Origin of the sequence: Marinobacter sp. DSM 26671, from assembly GCF_900112835.1 — a bacterium.
GTDB classification, from domain to species: domain Bacteria; phylum Pseudomonadota; class Gammaproteobacteria; order Pseudomonadales; family Oleiphilaceae; genus Marinobacter; species Marinobacter flavimaris.
In genome coordinates this window covers 1-17,591 of the sequence record NZ_FONF01000003.1, presented here as the reverse complement: position 1 = coordinate 17,591, position 17,591 = coordinate 1, and the positions used below count along the sequence as shown (strand labels likewise).

The following is a 17,591-nucleotide window of genomic DNA, read 5'->3' as shown; positions in this document are numbered from 1 at the left end:
TGGCCTCACATCGGCACGCAGATCAGGCCGTACCGGCAGCCACCACCGTGGAGAGCAGATAGCCGGTATAGGCCACGTACACCAGCACCAGGATGCCACCATCCACACGGCTCACCAGTTTTCGCCATCCGGTAAGCCCGTAACCCATCAGGAACAGACCCACCGTGAGCGCCAGCATCAGCGTCCAGTCACGGTAGAGCACTTCCGGGTCCACCGCGAGGGGTTCGATAACAGCCGCGAGACCCACCACGGCGAGGGTGTTGAAAATGCCCGACCCCAGAATATTGCCCAGGATCAGGTCGTGTTCGTTCTTTTTGACCGCGGCCAGAGCCGAGGCGAGTTCGGGCAGGGAAGTGCCGATGGCAACGATGGTGAGACCGATCACCAGATCGCTGACTCCAAGGCTCTGGGCAATCGTCACGGCACCCCAGACCAGCATCCGGGAGCTGACGATCAGCAGTACCAGGCCAATTACCAGCCAGATCACGGCGGTTTTCAGGGGCATGGGGTGCGCAATGATCTCGGCGTCGGCATCACCGGCCAGGGGGTCTGCCTTGCCTTTCAGGCCCTGGAAGATTGACCAGCCCATAACCACTGCAAATACCGCCAGCAACACCCAGCCATCCATACGTGAAAGTTGCCCGTCGAGCAGCTGGGCGCCGGCAATGAGGGTGAGCACGATCAGCAGCGGCAGTTCTTTACGGATTACCTGAGAGTGCACTGCGATGGGCGCGATGATGGCTGTCAGGCCGACAATGAGCGCAATGTTGGTAATGTTGGAGCCATAGCCGTTACCCAGTGCCAGCCCGGGATTGCCATCGGAGGCTGCCATGGCAGACACGGCCAGTTCCGGTGCCGAGGTACCGAAACCGATAATCACCATGCCGATCAGCAGGGTGGGCATGCCGAGATGTTTGGCGGTCGCCGCGGCGCCCTCCACAAATTTATCGGCACTCCAGACCAGGAGGACCAGGCCGGCGATGATTGCGCCAAATGCCATTAGCATAGATAGACCTCAGTTGATGAAACGCCCGAGCATGTAGACACCGGCGTAGCCCAGGGTATAGGCCGCCAGAAGGTGTGCAAGATACCGCATATAGGCGGCAAAGGTCAGCCCCGGAATCTTGCTCATTGCCACTATACCGGCGGCTGAGCCAATCACCAGGAGCGATCCACCCACACCCACGGCATAGGTCAGGCCCATCCACTCGCCGGGGCTCATGTCGATGCCGGCCTTCAGCAGGGCCGCCGTCAGAGGCACGTTATCGATAACGGCCGAGAAGATGCCCATCAGGTAATTGGCGTACAGCGGCGGCAGGATGTCGTAAATCGCCACCAGCGAATCCAGCGCATGGATCTCCTTGAGCATGCCCACCAGCAGGAGGATGCCGAGAAAGAACAGGAGCGTTTCAAACTCGATGATGCGGATGTACTCGAGAATCGGGTCCAGATCGGAGTCGTCACTCATGAATCGAGACACCAGGAACATGATGGACAGGCCGAACAGAAAGGTCAGTACCGGTGGAATCCCGAACAGGGCATTACCGGCAATGGTGCTCAGGATTGTTAACAAAAACAGCCCGCTGATGATCGCGTCCACCCGTCGCACCGGGGTGGTGTTGGAGCGCAGTGTCACGGTTCCTGTGAGCCCTCGCGACAGGAAAACCGCAAGGATGAAAACGGTGATCGAGGCCGGAATGGCCAGGGTCAGAAGGGTCAGTATTTCAACCTTTTCCGCCAGGAAAATCATCAACGTAGTGACGTCGCCGGTGATCAGAGAAACGCCTCCCGAGTTGACCGCAAACACAACCAGCGTGACGAACTGGATACGTTTTTTCAGCTCCAGATCCAGAGACAGAATCAGCGAACATGAGACTAAAGTGGCGGTGATATTGTCTGCTAAAGAGGAGAAAATGAAACAAAAAAGACCGGTCAGGAATAGTAGCCGTCGCTCGCTTACCTGCTTCGGCATGATCAGGTAAATCACGTTTTCGATCATACCCTTCTTGTTCAGGTAGGCGACAAACGTCATGGCTGCGACCAGAAACAGCCACAGCCCGGCGATTTCGGCGATGCTCTCGGACAGACCATCGGAAATGGCAGACGTTTCACCAGCGTTATCACTGAACAGGAACAGCAGCATCCAGCTCATGGTGCCAAAGAACAGCGTTACCTTGGCCTTGTTGATGTGGATGACCTCTTCAAATATGACGCCAAGCAGTGCCAGAACCGCGAGCATAATCAGAAACGCATCAAGGGCAGACATTGGGGAAATCCCGTCCTGGTTTGTCAAAGTGGAGGCCTGAGCCGGCCAGACAGATCACGTGGGCGGATTGGATTTTAGACCTTTGACCCGTAGCAAACCACTGTTCGTAAGTGCACGTATCTGCCCCTGAAGCAACTAGATGCCGAAGAAAGACGCAACGATTGACAATCGCAATTTATTATCCCGGCAAAAATCGGGATAATTGCGCGCACATTCAGACCGGAAGCAGACGGCGGCGCCGTTTACCTCGCGCCCGGCCGGCTTCCGACAGGCTCTCTTGCTGATCGTGAGAGGGCAAAAGGCTCAACACTAGCTAGGGTGAAAACCAATGGCCGTTAGACAGGCAGACGTAGTGCTGGTCGGCGGTGGCGTCATGAGCGCCACTCTCGGCATGATGCTCAGGCAGCTTGATCCGTCCCTGGACATCGTCATGGTGGAGCGTCTCGACCACGTTGCCCATGAGAGCACAGACGGATGGAACAACGCAGGTACCGGGCATGCCGGATACTGTGAGCTTAACTACACTCCCGAGACCGGTGATGGCGATGTCACCATCGATCGGGCCCTGCAGATCAACGCCCAGTTCGAGGTGTCACTGCAGCTGTGGTCCTACCTTGTGGAGCAGGGCATCCTGCCCGAACCCTCCAGCTTTATTAATCGCACACCGCATCAGAGCTTTGTCTGGGGCGAGAAGGATGTGGCCTTCCTCAAGCGCCGTTATGAACGCCTGAGTGCCCATCACCTGTTCCGCGACATGGAATACACCGAGTCTCCGAAGGATCTCGAGGAATGGATGCCGCTGATCGTCAATAACCGGGACCCCATGCAGCGGGTTGCCGCGACCCGGATCAAGCACGGTTCCGATGTGGATTTCGGCTCGCTTACCCGCAGCATGGTGAGCTGGCTGGAAACCCAGCCGAATTTCGAGCTGATGCTCAGCTCACCGGTGCACTACATCGACCAGCGGGACAACGGCCGATGGAAGATCCGCGTCAAGAACCAGAAGACCGGCGAGCTGACCAAGCTCGAGACCGGCTTCGTATTCCTCGGCGCCGGCGGTGGCGCGTTGCCGCTGCTGCAGAAATCCGGTATCGACGAAGCCCGTGGCTACGGTGGCTTCCCGGTGAGCGGTCAGTGGCTGGTGTGTGGCAAGCCCGACATCGTCAAGCAGCATAACTCCAAGGTATACGGCAAGGCGCCGATCGGGGCACCGCCCATGTCGGTACCGCACCTCGATACCCGCATCATTAATGGCGAGCCGGCCCTTCTGTTTGGCCCCTTCGCCGGTTTCACCACCCGCTTCCTGAAACAGGGCTCGATCTTTGATCTGATTGGTTCGGTGAAGCCCACCAACCTGAAGCCCATGCTCTCGGTGAGCAAGAGCAACATGGACCTGACCCGCTACCTGATCGGGGAAGTGTTCCAGTCCCACGGTGACCGGGTGGCATCGCTGCGCAACTTCTTCCCGGACGCCATGGAAGAGGATTGGCAACTGCGCATGGCCGGCCAGCGCGTTCAGATCATCAAGCAGGTCGATGGTGGCGGTGGCAAGCTTGAGTTCGGCACCGAAATTGTGGCGGCAAAAGATGGAACGCTGGCGGCGCTGCTGGGTGCTTCGCCCGGAGCCTCCACCGCAGCCAATGCCATGATCAACGTGATCGAGCGCTGTTTCCCGGAGAAGATCAAGACGCCGGAGTGGCAGGAACGGATGAAAGAGCTTGTTCCGTCCTATGGCCAGTCCCTGGTAGAGGACGAAGCACTGCTTACCAAAGTTCGCGAGAGGACCCTGTCGACCCTGAAACTGGGCTGATATTCCCAATCGATCTAAGAAAGCCTAAGGCACTGCGATTGCTGGATTCACTCCCGGCTGTCGTAGTGCTTTTTGCGTTTCAAATGGGGGCGAAATTTGCGATTTCACAGCTAATGCGTAGGGTTATAAGTCAACCCTTATGAAAGGAGAGAGCCTGTGAGTGAGCAAAAGTACAATCCTGAGAAAGGGTATATTGCATTACTGGGCTGGAGCCTGAATGCGGTTGAAGCGGCCGACAAATTCGATCGTCGGTATGTTGTCGTGGCACCGGACTGGGCCGAAGCCTATTGCGAAGAGCATGACATTCCCTACGTGCCCTGGAATTTTGAGCGCCTGAATGACCGTTCGGTAGAAATTGCGCAGACCCTCAAGGAGATGGGCGTAGACGTTGCCATCCCGTTGTTTGAGGAGACTGTGGAGTGGGCAGGTGCCATTAACTCGGTGTTGATGGACAAGCCTCGTTTGTTCGGTCAGGCCATGCTGCTGCGTGACAAGGCCCTGATGAAACGCCGTGCCCAGCTCGGTGGTATCCGGGTGGGTATCTTCGAGGAAGCGCACGACAAGGGTGATGTTATCCGGTTCCTCAAGCGGGTTAACCAGACTCTGCTGAAACTGGATGGTGACCCCAACGATCCGATTCACCTCAAGGCCTTTGATAAGGCCGGCTGCCTTGGCCACCGGGTGATCCGTACGCCTGATGAAGTCGATACCATCCCGGAAGAAGAATTCCCGGTTTTGATGGAGTCGCACCTGGATGGCTGGGAGTTTGCGGTCGAGGCCTGGATTCACAACGGCAAGATCGCCTTCCTGAACATTTCCGAGTACGTGACGCTGGGCTATTCGGTATTTGTGCCCGCAACACCGGACCTGGAGAAGTATCGCGACCAGATTCGCGGCGAAATCGAGAAGCTGATCAAGACCTTCGATATCGAATTCGGGTTTATCCACCCGGAGTACTTCGTGACCAGCGACCGGACCATGTACTTTGGCGAGGTGGCCTATCGTCCACCGGGCTTCAAGGTATTCGAGCTGCTTGAGCGTGCCTATGGTTTCAACGCGTATCAGGGCATGATCCTGGCCTTTGACCCGAAGACCACGGAAGAGGAAATCAAGGCCTTCTTCCCGAAGGAAGTGGTGGATGCGAAGGGTTACGCCGGTTGTTTCGGTGTGTATCCGCGCCGCCGGGTTGTCAGCAAGCTGGAAATCCCGGAGGAGACCGAAAATCACGAGTATTTCGAGTCTCACGAGCTGACTGCGCCGCTTGAAGAAACGGTCACCAAGCGTACCGCTTTCGGTACCCACTGGGGGCTGGTGTATTTCTTCGGTGAAGACCCCTATGTCATGCGGGACCTCCTGAAACATCAGGAAGACCTCGATTTCTATGTATAATCAGGAGAAGCATTAACAACAACCGGGTTTGGTGCCAGGCCCTGAGGATTATCGTTTGAACGATCACCAATCGGGCAGCGCAGCGCCAGCTGTAAACATTGACAAGCTGGCTCAACGCCTGGATGACGCCATTCAGGCTTTGGAAGAAAGCCGGTCTTTTACCAAGGCCGGCAAACTGCCGCGTGTGCTGGATATTGCCCGCCGGGTCCTGCTGCAGCCGGATGGCTGCCGGATCATCGAGGAGCGCGCTGAGCGCCTTGAGCTGGCGGGCGTCTTTGCCGGCACCGACTGGGCCGAACCCGGTATTCTCCTTCCCACGCTGACAACCTATTCGCTGCAGAGCCAGAATGCCGATACCGTCGTCATTGAGGCCTTCAGCGAATTGCGGCTGCTTGCCGTCGCCCGGGGCAGCTATCTGCACCCTTCGGTGTCGGCTGAACAGGCCCACCACTATCTGACCCAGGTTCTTGCCATCAACCTCGGCCTGCTGTTTGGCATGACCGGCGAGGCTGAGCGGGAGCAGGGCAAGCTCGCGCTGATCAGCCAGAACCTTGTGCAGTACGTGGCCCACCACATCGGCTACGAACATGTCATTGATAGTCTGATCGAGGAGATCTGGCGCATCCTTGAACAGCGACCGATCCAGGTATCGGACGTACGCAAGATGATTACCCAGATTGCCCTTTGCCGGGCCGATCCGCAGGCCGATCTGGGCAGTGCCGGGCGCGGTGCCGACCGGTTGATCTCCAGCCTCTATGGGCCCACCCGGGCCTGCAGTGAAGACCCCGGAACCGTGGTCTACGAGCAGCGGCTGGAAACCATGGACGCCCAGGCCCTGCAGAACGAAGCCACCGGGTTTGCGCGTTCCATGCACGATACCGGCCTGGTCTCGCCTTACCATGCCTCGTTCATACGTTTCATCCTGTTGGACCAGGACACCTTGCTGAGCGAGGCGCTGGGGCTGTCCAGTACCGGCCGGGATTGCCTGATGTGCTATCGGGAGCTGGTCCACACCCTGATTAAAGAAGGTATCTATCCGGAAACGGCACAGGGCATCTACGGCCTGGCGCTACTGCTGGAGCGGGGTATTCTTTATCAACCTCCTGTTGCGCCGGGTCTGTGGCGCCAGGCACGGCTCTCTCTGTGCCCCCATGCGCGGGAGCGACTTGAACTGGCCTATGGCTACCAACCGCAACCCAATGCCTGGTTGATTCAGGGCGTGTTGAACATGTTGGGCCAGCCTTTGGGCGTGGGGCAGGGCAACAATCCTACCTGCCAGTCGGCCCGTGCTCTCTCGATGTGGGCCTATAACGATCCGGATTATCTCTTGCAGATGGTTGCCTGGGCTGCCCGAGACAATGAGATCGTCATTCACTTTGAAGGCCAGCCGGTGTCGTCGGCCCGCAGTGTCGGCGGTGTCGCGTCCGAGGTAACCCTCGATCTGGATCCTGTCTCCCTGGTTGTAGTGCCGCATCTGGACCGCATTTATGTGGAGATGGGCCGGTTGTGCGTCGGCCGCCAGGGCGATCCCCACAAATGGGTGAACCCGGAGTTCCACGGCTGGTCTGCCGGGCGCGGATTTGCTATTAACGTGGATGTGGCCACTGGCAAGCTGCATGATCTGGAAGGCTTTATCCGGCATTTCTATGCCAGCTATCACCCCTACTACAACGGCAATCAGCCGCTGATCCACCCGCAGCCTGCGGGTATTGCAGTGACCGACAGTGCCGCCCGGTTTATCGGCTGGCACGCCATTACCATTCTCCGGGCCGCGCTCGACCCGGAAGGTGAGATGCGGATTTATTTCTTCAATCCCAATAACGACAGCGGCCAGAACTGGGGCGATGGAGTCAAAGTCAGTACCTCGGGCAACGGAGAGCGTTTTGGCGAGTCGTCGCTGCCTTTCGAACAGTTCACATCGCGACTGTACATCTTCCATTACGATCCCCTGGAGCGGGGGGAGCCTGCGGAAGTGAACGAGGATGCCCTTCGGCGCGTAACAGAGGGTGTGTATCGCAGTTGGGGTCTGGATCGCGTGCCGGCGGATGCTTTGCAGGCGGAGCCGCCCATAACCGATTGATCCCGGAACCTGCCGATCACCCGGAATCCACAGATCAAGAGGAAGGCCATGGCCAACGAACAGACCCCGGCCCGTAATGGGGCCGAGTTGTTTATCCGGGCGCTGGAAAACGAAGGCGTTGAATACATTTTCGCGGTGCCCGGTGAGGAGAATCTAGCCTTCCTTGAGGCTTTGAGGACCTCCAGTATTCAGCTGGTCCTCAACCGCCATGAACAGGCTGCCGGGTTCATGGCCGCCACCTACGGCCGCCTGACGGGGCGCGTGGGAGTCTGCCTTTCCACGCTCGGGCCCGGCGCCACCAACTTCGTGACTGCCGCCGCCTACGCCCAGCTGGGCGGTATGCCCATGATGATGATCTCGGGCCAGAAACCCATCAAGTCCTCCAAGCAGGGGCTATTCCAGATTCTGGATGTGGTGGACCTGATGCGTCCGCTCACCAAGTACACCCGGCAAATCAGCAATGCCAACACCATCCCCGCCAAGGTTCGGGAAGCTTTCCGCCTGGCCTCTGAAGAGCGCCCGGGTGCCGTGCATCTGGAGCTGCCGGAGGACATCGCCGATGAGGCGCCCGAATCCGATACCCATATCTTCAAACCCAGTGACGCCCGGCGGCCCTCGGCCAGCCCGAAAAGCCTGGAAATGGCGTGCGAAATGCTGCGCGAGGCCCGGCATCCGCTGATCATGATCGGCGCCGGCGCCAACCGGAAACGGGTTTCCCAGGCGTTGCTGCATCTCGTGAATGTCACCGGCATCCCGTTCTTCACCACCCAGATGGGCAAGGGCGTGGTGGATGAGCGACATCCGCGCTACCTGGGCAACGCTGCCCTGTCGGCCGGGGACTTCGTTCACTGTGCAATCGACCGCGCCGACCTGGTGATCAACGTGGGCCATGATGTGGTGGAAAAGCCACCTTTCTTCATGACCCCCGGCGGCAAGAAGGTCATTCATGTGAACTTCAGTGCGGCCGACGTGGACCCGGTGTACTTCCCCCAGCACGAGGTTGTCGGGGATATCGCCAACAGCGTGGAATACATGGCCGAGAACTGTGGCCAGTGCGCCAACCATGATTTCACCCGCCTGATGGAGGTGAAGGAGGCGGTGGATGCGCACCTGCAGGAACGAGCTGAAGACGATCGTTTCCCGGTGATCCCCCAACGCATTGTTCATGATGTGCGCCAGGTAATGCCCGATGACGGCATCATCACGCTCGACAACGGCATGTACAAACTCTGGTTTGCCCGCAATTACCGCGCCTACGACAACAATACGGTACTGCTCGACAACGCCCTGGCCTCCATGGGCGCCGGCTTGCCCAGCGGCATGATGGCCTCCATGCTGTATCCGGATCTGAAAGTGATGGCGATCTGTGGCGATGGTGGCTTCATGATGAACAGCCAGGAGCTGGAAACGGCGGTTCGACTGAACCTGAATCTGGTGGTCCTGATTATCAATGACAGTGCCTACGGCATGATCAAGTGGAAGCAGGGCCAGGAAGGCTACAGCGATTTCGGCCTGGATTATCGCAACCCGGATTTTGTCACCTATGCCCAATCCTATGGCGCCAAGGGTCACCGCGTGACCCGCACAGAGGACCTTCGGCCAACCCTGGAAGGTGCCCTGGCTGAAGGCGGTGTTCATGTGGTGGACGTGCCCGTGGATTACAGTGAAAACCGACGGGTGTTTGATGAGGAGCTGGCGGAACTGACCTGCAAACTCTGAGGGGTGTATTATGCGTCCATGGATGATGAACCCGAGGTAGCACTGCAATGATCCGTTCCTTTTTTCGCGGCCTGGTGGCCATCGCGACACTGACGTTGCTCGCCGGTTGCAGCAACCCCGAGACACCCCAGGAAGTGGCGGCGGCCTTCTGGCAGGCCATGGCCGAGAACGACGCCGGTGATGTGATGGAATACTCCACCCTGGCAGAAGCCACCGCGTTCGACGGTTACAAGCGTAGCTGGACCGACGCTGTGCCATCCTTCGGCCGGGTCGTCATTGAAGATCGCGAAGCCACTATCGTGACCCGCCTGCCGGCCGAAGCCGGAACCGAAGGTGAGCGGCTGGAGCTGGTCACCTATCTCGTACGGTTCCAGGATCAGTGGCTGGTGGATTACGACCGTACTGGCGAGGCCATCCTTAATCCTTCCCCGTTCAGCAGCATCATGGGCGAGCTCAGCCGGCTCGGTGACGAGCTCAGCGCCCGTTTCTCATCGTCTTCGGATGACTTTGAGCAGCAGATGGAGCAGCTGGCGCGGGATCTGGAAGCCTACTCCGAGGAAATCGGCCGCGAGGCAGAGGGCGCCATGGAGGCGTTCGGCAAGAAGTTGCAGGAAGCCATGCGGGAGCTTGAGCGCTCGGTGGAAGACGCCCTGAAAGACAGTGAGCCGACACCGGAAGAGGACCGGGTGATTCTGGAGCAGGCTGCCCGGGATCTGGATCGCCAGGCCGATGAGCTGAACGAGCCCACCATGGAATCGATCGCCAGTGCCAGCCGCACCGTGGCCGAAACCGGCGAACGCTTCACGCGCCTGAGTGAGGAAACGCTGAATCGTTACCGGGAGGAGTGGCAGCAGAGGCTGGCTGAGATGCGCGCTGACGCGGACGAATTTATCGAGCAGCTCAGACTTTAGCGGGCTTGCGCGGCGCCTCGCAGCATGGCCTGAAGCAGCTCCTCGGCATCGAATTTCGTCAGCGCTTCGTTGGCGCCCACCTGATTGGCATAGCTTAGGCTCATCTCACTGTTCAGTGACGTATGCAGGATGATGTAAGGCTGCTTCAGCGCTGAATTGTCCCGCACATTGAACGCCAGTTCGTACCCATCGAGCCCCGGCATCTCGATATCGCTGACCAGAATGTCCGTGGGCCGGCCCAGTTCATGGTCGCGCAGCAGAATCTGCAGCGCGTCATCACCATTCGACGTCACCTGGTAGGGGATGTCCTTGCTGTCCAGCACGTCCGAGAGTTGCTTACGGGCCACCTGGGAATCGTCGACCATCAGAATGTTCAGGGACTTGAGCGTCTCACTCTGCACATCCGTGAGAACCACCTCCTGGGTGTCCAGGGATTCCGGGTACACCTTCGCCAACAGCAATTCCACATCCAGCAGCTGGATGATATCGCCCTCCACGTCCAGCAGCCCTGTGATAAACGCCTTGCTGCCCAGGGCTTTGGGTGGCGGCATCACCGATTTCCAGTCAGTCTCGATGATCTGTTGCACGCTGCGCACCAGAAAACCGATCTCCTGGCGCTGGATATCCGTGACAATAATCGAGGCTTTTTCCCGTTCTTCCTGCGTCAGCGGCGGATAGCCGACCGCGGCAGCCATATCGATCACCGGAACGGCGGAACCCCGGAAGGTGGCCGTGCCGATGACGGCGTGATGGCTGTGGGGCAGTTTCGTCAGCCGCATGAAAGGCAGGATTTCCCGGATCTTCAGGGTTCCGATCCCGAACAGACGCTCGCCGGAAAGCCGGAACAGCAGAAGTTTCTGGGTCTGCTTCGCTTTGCTGGACATACAACCGGGTCCTTTCAAACGCAAAAGCCCCTGCCGCAGGAGCTTTTCAAGAATTGGATTCAGCAGGCTGTCTGGCGGGCGGACGCTGCCAAGCCAATAAGCCTGAGGTATGTAGCAATAGTAGCAGCTTTACCGTGAATCGGGGTTCAGAAGGATTGTTTCAAATGGTGACAGAAACACTCCGCGCGAGGCCTTGTGTTGCCATACCAGTGTGCCCTCAGAACGCCATGTCCTTGCCGTCCCAGGCCTTGAAGCAGCCGGTTTCGGCGAGGGTGAGGCTATCAATCTGCCGCCTGAGGCCATCAACCGATTGTTCAACCGATACCTCGGCGTCGCTGCCGCCCATGTCCGTGGCCACCCAGCCCGGGTGGTAGATGCCCACGGCTATGCCCTGCTCACGCAGGTCCACGGCCAGATTTCGCCCGAGATTGAGCGCCGCCGCTTTTGAGGCACGATATATGTACCGGCCGCCACCGGCAGAAGCCTGGGATCCAAGCTTGCTGGATATGATGGCGATTTTCGGGGTGCCGACCCCGGCCAATGCCAGTCTGAGATTGGGTAGCAGCGCCTGTATGGTGAGGAATACGCCGGTCACATTGACCTGGAAGTGCTCCGCCCAGAGTTCTGGCGGATAGCCGCCTTCCAGCTGTTCATGGCGATCAAGCAGAATGCCGGCGTTACAGACCAGGGTTGAGATCGGTTGATTTTCGAGGCGCTCGCCCAGCGCGGTCACGCTGGCGGGGTCGGCGACATCCAGCACCTCCATGCCCGGTTCGCTGCGGGCCGTGCCGATGACATGCTCGCCCGCCTCTCTCCATTCATCGGCCAGGCCCTTGCCGATGCCGCGATTGGCGCCCGTGATAAGAATGGTCATGTTTGTATTCCTTGTGGCTGAGGCTCAACAGTAGCACAGGTCTCTGGCGATCCCTGCCGGAGGTGCTGCCTACCAGGGGAGGTTATTCAGGATGAACCAGGCGGTGCCGCCGGTCGCCAGGATTGCCACCAGGGCAAGCAGACCGTCCCGCGCCACGATGGCGAGGCCGAACGCCATCAGGGCGATTCCGGCACCGTTGGCGCTGAATGGAATCACTTCCATCAGTGGCATGGCAGCCGCTACGGCCATGCAAATGATGGCGATAACGTATTGCCCCGGCCCGCGAACCAGCCAGAGCAGCCTTTGTTTTGTCCATCGATCCACAAATCGGGCGGGCTTGTTCATCCAGTCCAGCCCCCTGGCAAGCTTTTCTCTTTCGATGTTCCGGCGCGCCAGCTTTGAGGGAATCCATATCGAGTGGCGCTGGAAAATCAGTTGCCCCAGGGTGAGTAGCACCATCAGACCAAGCAGCGTCGGTACTCCCGGAATATCACCTATCAGCGGGGCCAGGGTGATTACGCCGGCGATCAGAACCATCGGCCCGAAGGAACGTTCACCAACAGCTGCCAGTACATCGCCCACAGACACCTGAACCTGTCCCCCGGTGTTTGCGCGAAGGCGTTCCAGAAGTTCTGTCAGACTGGCCGGATCGTCTGGCTGGTTCATGGTGGTGCTCGTGGTCTCCTATTGAACAGGTTTTGCAGACACTACCTTGATTGGGCAACGAGTGCATGAACACAAGATGACAGGGAGTTAGCCCGGGCGTTGCCGCTCAGAATATTGAGTGCCTGACTAATTAGTCTATATTAATTAGACCTCCCCTCCTCGGCGGCATCAAAGATGTATCCAGGCCAGAGCAACGGGTTGCCGTTCTCAAAGTTGTTGCACCCGCATTTTTTGACGCCCGCACGGCGCAGATCTGCTTTGGTGCTCGCGTTCATTCTCTGTTTTTCCGCCCCAAGCTATGGGGACTGCGACATCTCACTGCGCTGGGACGATGATCCGCCCTATTTCATGGTTCAGGAGGGTAAGTTGGTCGGCATTGATGCCGACCTGGTCCGTGAGGCCATGGGACGCCTGGGCTGCGGACTTTCCTTCCAGAAGATGCCATGGGCCAGGGCGCTTCGGGAGTTGCGTGACGGGCATGTGGATATGCTCTCCGGCGCCTACCGGACTACGGAGCGAGAGGAGTATGCCCATTACTCCGAAGTGGTCGGTCTGGTATCACCCAATATCCTGTTTATTCGTTGATCTGACGAGTCCAGGTTCGAGCTGAATGGCTTGCGGCAGTTGCTGGAATCGGGTTTCAGGCTTGGTGCCCAGATTCATGTGTCCTACAGTGATGAATACAGTGCCCTCATCCAGAATCCCGACTACGAAAAAAACATTCAGTATCTTTCCCGCCGAGAGTCGCTCTGGAAAATGCTGGCCCGGAACCGGGTGGATGGCGTGGTTGCCAGCAGGCTAACTGGCCTGTACGAAATTCAGGCGCTGGGATTGTCGGGCACGACTACGCCCAGCTCGATGGTTGTCTCTAATAAACCCGCGTTCTTCGTTTTCTCCAAAGCATCGGTCAGTTCCGAGTTTGTGGCGGATTTTGATCGTGTGCTGCAAGCGATGCTGGACGATGGGACCTTTGCGGCCATTGTGAATCGGTATGTTTGCGGTACCGGCGATTCTTGGCTGGCTGAGGCGCAGGCGGGTATGGGCGCATGCCCTTTGGCTATGCGTTGACGTTCGGAAAACTTTTGGACAGCGTGTAACGAAAAAAGCCCCTGAAATCAGGGGCTTTCTCTTGGTTGTTTGGGACGGCGACAACCGAAAAAAATACCTAAGCCAATGTAAAATATAAAAATTAATTTTTTATATAGTAAATGTGCCCCCAAATATGCCCCCAATCATTCTTTATCACTTGCCAGTTTTAACACGCAGAAACCCCTACTCCTAAATCTAAAACGCCTTGTGAATGCAGGCTGCTCATAAAAGCTCCAATAGCATCAGCGTAAAATACGTGTGCAAATGCTGGATGATTTCGATCGTTATCGGTTGTGTCGTAGAGAATGTCCGCCAGCGGAGTGGCATCGTCTAGACCTATTCGCACAATTCCCAAGTGAAGGCTCATTGGCTGTACTTTTTCTGCCAATTGTAGCCGCACCCTCGCCAGAATTTGAGGGCGATCTTTGAGGAGTCCATGTAACTCATAGGTCATATATTCTGACAGCTTAAGATATCGAGTACTCAGCGTAAGGCCTGGAGAGCTTTTCCCAGTGTTTTGATAGTAGAGCTGAAGTATCTGAGCCAAGTATTTTGCTGTTGTAATGCCGCACCTATGCAGTGTGTCTGGAGAAGTTCTCAGATCGTTGTGTGCGGCTACCAGGAGTAGGTGTGGTGTGAAAGGGGGGTAATCGCCAATGGGGTCCGGTAAAGCTGGTTTGGTCAGTGATGGTGGGCTGTCAGGAACGAGCTCTACAGGGGCGGTCGGCCCCTTGTTGACAACTTTCAATCTTGCGCTGGGTCCAATGTTGTCGTCGTGAATGTACAAATTGGGAATATGGGAGTCCTGAAGATTTATTTGGCCGGATGCTACTGTGCTTGGAGGGCAAGATCTAAAGCCAACGGCGCATACGGCATGCAGGCCAGCAGTGCCAAGTTGGCCGACAATCAATACAGGATACCCTGATCTGATCAAAGAAGCGCAAGAGCTTGAAAATCGCTCAATGCTGAAACCCTTAACGCCGGCAACTGCCGCAAGGTCACCGTTGAATACTATGGGTGACAGGTCATGTTCCTTAATTGCCTCGCGGACTTGTTCGATGCTTAGCCCTGAGGATGGGAAAACTCGATCTCCCATAGAAGCTGTTTGATGTGCTGCCTGAGTTATATCTGCGGTCGTCGGAATAGCGTGGTGATCATCGAAGGCAGATGAGTGCAGCATCGACCACAGCCCGACAGTTGCACAGGCTCCGACGCCAGTGTCCTGTTGTTGCCACGCAAGACCGTGGACCGTCAATCTGATTCCGGCAACGTGGGCGTGGTAGTCGCGAGATGGTGTAACTACCCGTGGGGTTTCGGGCTTCAAATCTTCGTACCAAGCCAGCACGGTCCTCCCTAACGGGGTTGCGGGGATTGGTCGGATCACTACGAACCCAAGATAATTTTCTTGAAGACGTTTAATAGCGCGCTCACGGCCTGCTGCTGCTGATCGCAGCGTGGAGCGATTAAACGCTGCCCCAGCGAAGAAATGCAGCCTTCGGCAAGTGTTGGGGTAACCCGCAGTGCTTTTGCAATAGAAAGCTGCAAATTCTGCAAGATAATCTCGATCGAAATAATTCGGTTCTTCAAGGACAGTTTGAGCGCCTAAATCAGCCAAGTATCTAATTAGATAATTTTTCTGACGAAAATCAGGCAGCTTGTGAAGGGGGCTGGCTTTGTCGAATTTATGAATTTCTAGCTTTTTAGGAGTGTTGGCCATATCAATCCCTGATTCTCAAAAAGAAAAAGGGCCGACTGATAAAGCTCGACCCTTCGAAATCTTTGATCCAAACGATAGCGCTTCGCTACTACCTGATTGTGTATCTCAGCTCTTCTTCCGTTACCGGAGTGCGGTAGGGTTTAGTTCGTTCCTCGACCTCATCGTCCTTCAACCGGCGGCTTACTTGGTCGACAAGGCGAGCGGCCAGTTCGCGTGAGACTTCTTGCTCAAAATTGGGAAGCTTCGACCACTGTCTGGAATCTGTGTTCCAGAGAGTCCTACGTTTGTTAGCTAACATGACAGCTCCCTGCTAGTTCGATGAGTGACCTTTCGCTGGCAATGCAGCGCATCAGACGTGACGCCTTTTAACTTGGAGGCGTGGCAAAGTCAACTTTTTGTAGTTAACCCGAGTTATAGCCAACGCAGTCCTCAATTGCAATTCTGAATTGTAAATGTGCGTACAGGCTTGCCTGCAGTGACCTGCCCCCAATCACTAAACCACTCACTACTTAGTAATGTCGGTTAATTTTGACCCTTTTTCCGTAGTCCGGTAGCCAGCCGCAAACTCCAGTGGTGTCTGGTAGCTCAACGCTGAATGGGGTCGGTTTTCATTATAGTCTCGTCGCCAGTTACCGATGACTTCTCTGGCATGGGCCAGATCCCGGAACCAGTGTTCGTTCAGGCACTCGTCTCGGAAACGCCCATTGAAGCTTTCGATGAAGCCATTCTGAGTCGGCTTTCCGGGCTGGATCAGCTTTAGCTCCACCCGGTTGTCATAAGCCCACTGATCCAGAGCCTTACTGGTAAATTCCGGCCCCTGGTCTGTCCTGACAGCCTGAGGGTAGCCTCTGAAGGCGGCTATGGCATCCAGAGTGCGGGCAACCTGGTCACCCGAGATTCCGTTAGCTACGGGGATGTCGAGGCATTCCTTGGTGAAGTCATCAACAATCGTCAGGCATTTGATCCGCCGACCACACGCCAGCGCGTCCATAACGAAATCCATGGACCACGTCTGATTCGGAGCTTCCGGCAACACCAGTGGCTGACGTTCCATGGCGATACCCTTTCGGCGCTTGCGTTTCGGCACGGCCCGACCGGCCTCCCGATACAGCCGGTAAACCTTTTTATGATTCACATCGATTCCTTCCCGTCGCAACAGTTGATGAACCCGTCGATAACCAAACCGACGGCGTTCATGGGCCAGTTCCGAAATGCGCTCGGTGAGCGCACTGTCACCAGCAGCAACGGTGGAGCGATAGTGAAACGAAGCGCGGGATAACCCGACGAGAAAACAGGCCCTGCGCTGGGATATCGGCGTTTGCTCCTGCATCGCCCGCACGGCCTCGCGCTTGTTCTCGACGGTCAGTACTTTCGGTTGAGGGCCGCCTTCAGGGCCTCGTTGTCCAGAAGAGACTCAGCCAGCAGCTTCTTGAGCCTGGCATTCTCATCCTCGACAGTCTTCAACCGGCGTGCCTCTGAAACCTCCATGCCGCCGAACTTCTTGCGCCAGGTGTAGAAGGTGGCGTCAGAAATGTTGTACTTGCGGCACAGCTCTTTCACCGCCAAGCCGGCTTCGGCTTCCTTCAAAATGCTGATGATCTGCTCTTCTGAAAATCGCTTTTTCATGTTCATCGTCCTCTGCTGTGATGAACATTACTAAGCTGAAAACGGTTAAGCTAGAGGGGAGCAGGTCAGCAGCCATAAGGGCGCTGCTTTGGCTGCAAAGCTAGATTTTTAACTTCTCAAAACCAATACGGTAAAGCTTGTTCAAGCTTAATAAGCTCTGCTATCTGGGCTTTGGTCAATTCCCTTCTCAATAGGTCTTGCTTCTCCTTCAGCTGGTGGGGTTCTACCCCGTTACTGCGGACATTCCTAAAAAGAGGCACACTGTGCCAAAGGAGTGTTCATGTCCAGACGCAGAAAATATAGCCCAGAGTTCAAACGCGAAGCCATCGCCTTAACCCGGCAACCCGGTGTGAGTTGTCGCCAGGTAGCCTTAGAGATCGGCATCAATCCCAACCTGTTATCCCGGTGGCGCAGAGAAGCGGATGAGGAAACGGATAAGGCCTTTAAAGGCTCTGGTTCCCCCAGAGACGAAGAGGTTGCCCGCCTCAAGCGAGAATTGGCCCGCGTGAAGAAGGAGCGTGATTTTTTGCGCGAAGCGGCAGTGTTCTTCGCAAAGGAGT

At 56.9% G+C, this 17,591-nt stretch carries 14 protein-coding genes and 1 pseudogene; 8 read left to right on the top strand and 7 right to left on the bottom strand.

The window, feature by feature from the left end; translation table 11 throughout:
• Positions 1 to 22: 22 nt before the first annotated feature.
• Together BM035_RS03980 and nhaD are read right to left on the bottom strand one after the other, a co-directional pair.
• The gene (locus BM035_RS03980) at positions 23 to 1,006 is read right to left on the bottom strand and encodes a calcium/sodium antiporter (protein ID WP_175497335.1); all 984 of its coding nucleotides are present in this window, start codon (positions 1,004 to 1,006) and stop codon (positions 23 to 25) included.
• A gap of 9 nt (positions 1,007 to 1,015) precedes the next feature.
• Complete coding sequence (gene nhaD, locus BM035_RS03975; RefSeq protein ID WP_053113081.1) at positions 1,016 to 2,266, bottom strand: sodium:proton antiporter NhaD; 1,251 nt, start codon at positions 2,264 to 2,266, stop codon at positions 1,016 to 1,018.
• A gap of 328 nt (positions 2,267 to 2,594) precedes the next feature.
• Here nhaD and mqo point away from each other — a divergent pair, with 328 nt between their 5' ends.
• The 5 genes from mqo to BM035_RS03950 all read left to right on the top strand — a co-directional run bounded on the left by mqo (position 2,595) and on the right by BM035_RS03950 (position 10,175).
• Positions 2,595 to 4,076, top strand: coding sequence for a malate dehydrogenase (quinone) (gene mqo / locus BM035_RS03970; protein ID WP_008171082.1), 1,482 nt, complete (start codon positions 2,595 to 2,597; stop codon positions 4,074 to 4,076).
• 156 nt (positions 4,077 to 4,232) lie between these two features.
• Complete coding sequence (locus tag BM035_RS03965) at positions 4,233 to 5,465, top strand: ATP-grasp domain-containing protein (RefSeq protein WP_008171084.1); 1,233 nt, start codon at positions 4,233 to 4,235, stop codon at positions 5,463 to 5,465.
• A 55-nt stretch (positions 5,466 to 5,520) separates the two neighbouring features.
• On the top strand, positions 5,521 to 7,545 hold the full coding sequence (locus BM035_RS03960; RefSeq protein ID WP_039881863.1) for a hypothetical protein: 2,025 nt from the start codon (positions 5,521 to 5,523) through the stop codon (positions 7,543 to 7,545).
• Positions 7,546 to 7,593: 48 nt separating this feature from the next.
• Positions 7,594 to 9,264, top strand: coding sequence for an acetolactate synthase large subunit (locus BM035_RS03955; RefSeq protein ID WP_008171088.1), 1,671 nt, complete (start codon positions 7,594 to 7,596; stop codon positions 9,262 to 9,264).
• A gap of 47 nt (positions 9,265 to 9,311) precedes the next feature.
• Positions 9,312 to 10,175 (top strand): hypothetical protein, encoded by an 864-nt coding sequence (locus BM035_RS03950; RefSeq protein WP_008171090.1) that lies wholly within the window; start codon positions 9,312 to 9,314, stop codon positions 10,173 to 10,175.
• Here the strand turns inward: BM035_RS03950 and BM035_RS03945 are convergent.
• From BM035_RS03945 to BM035_RS03935, 3 genes are all read right to left on the bottom strand, one after another.
• The gene (locus BM035_RS03945) at positions 10,172 to 11,059 is read right to left on the bottom strand and encodes a chemotaxis protein (protein ID WP_092030390.1); all 888 of its coding nucleotides are present in this window, start codon (positions 11,057 to 11,059) and stop codon (positions 10,172 to 10,174) included. The genes BM035_RS03950 and BM035_RS03945 overlap by 4 nt on opposite strands.
• 217 nt (positions 11,060 to 11,276) lie before the next feature.
• A complete protein-coding gene (locus BM035_RS03940; RefSeq protein WP_008171094.1) occupies positions 11,277 to 11,933 on the bottom strand; it encodes an SDR family oxidoreductase in 657 nt (218 codons plus the stop codon).
• Positions 11,934 to 12,002: 69 nt separating this feature from the next.
• Positions 12,003 to 12,599 carry an exopolysaccharide biosynthesis protein gene (locus tag BM035_RS03935; RefSeq protein WP_008171095.1) on the bottom strand — a complete coding sequence of 199 codons (597 nt, stop codon included), beginning with the start codon at positions 12,597 to 12,599 and terminating at the stop codon, positions 12,003 to 12,005.
• A gap of 261 nt (positions 12,600 to 12,860) precedes the next feature.
• On the opposite strand from BM035_RS03935, the gene BM035_RS23280 reads away from it, so the two are divergent.
• Together BM035_RS23280 and BM035_RS23275 are read left to right on the top strand one after the other, a co-directional pair.
• Entirely contained in the window at positions 12,861 to 13,184 is a 324-nt protein-coding gene (locus BM035_RS23280; protein WP_008171097.1) for a substrate-binding periplasmic protein, read from the top strand.
• 30 nt (positions 13,185 to 13,214) lie between these two features.
• Positions 13,215 to 13,667, top strand: a complete 453-nt coding sequence (locus BM035_RS23275; RefSeq protein WP_008171098.1) for a transporter substrate-binding domain-containing protein — start codon at positions 13,215 to 13,217, stop codon at positions 13,665 to 13,667.
• 187 nt (positions 13,668 to 13,854) lie between these two features.
• Here the strand turns inward: BM035_RS23275 and BM035_RS03920 are convergent, their stop codons facing one another.
• Positions 13,855 to 15,405, bottom strand: coding sequence for a hypothetical protein (locus BM035_RS03920; protein ID WP_008173682.1), 1,551 nt, complete (start codon positions 15,403 to 15,405; stop codon positions 13,855 to 13,857).
• 505 nt (positions 15,406 to 15,910) lie between these two features.
• A protein-coding gene (locus BM035_RS03910) for an IS3 family transposase (protein WP_085986435.1) occupies positions 15,911 to 17,031 on the bottom strand; the annotation gives its coding sequence in 2 pieces (ribosomal slippage) (positions 15,911 to 16,773 and positions 16,773 to 17,031; 1,122 coding nt in all).
• Positions 17,032 to 17,311: 280 nt separating this feature from the next.
• Between BM035_RS03910 and BM035_RS03905 the strand changes: the two are divergent.
• A pseudogene (locus BM035_RS03905) lies at positions 17,312 to 17,591 on the top strand (transposase); the annotation flags it as partial.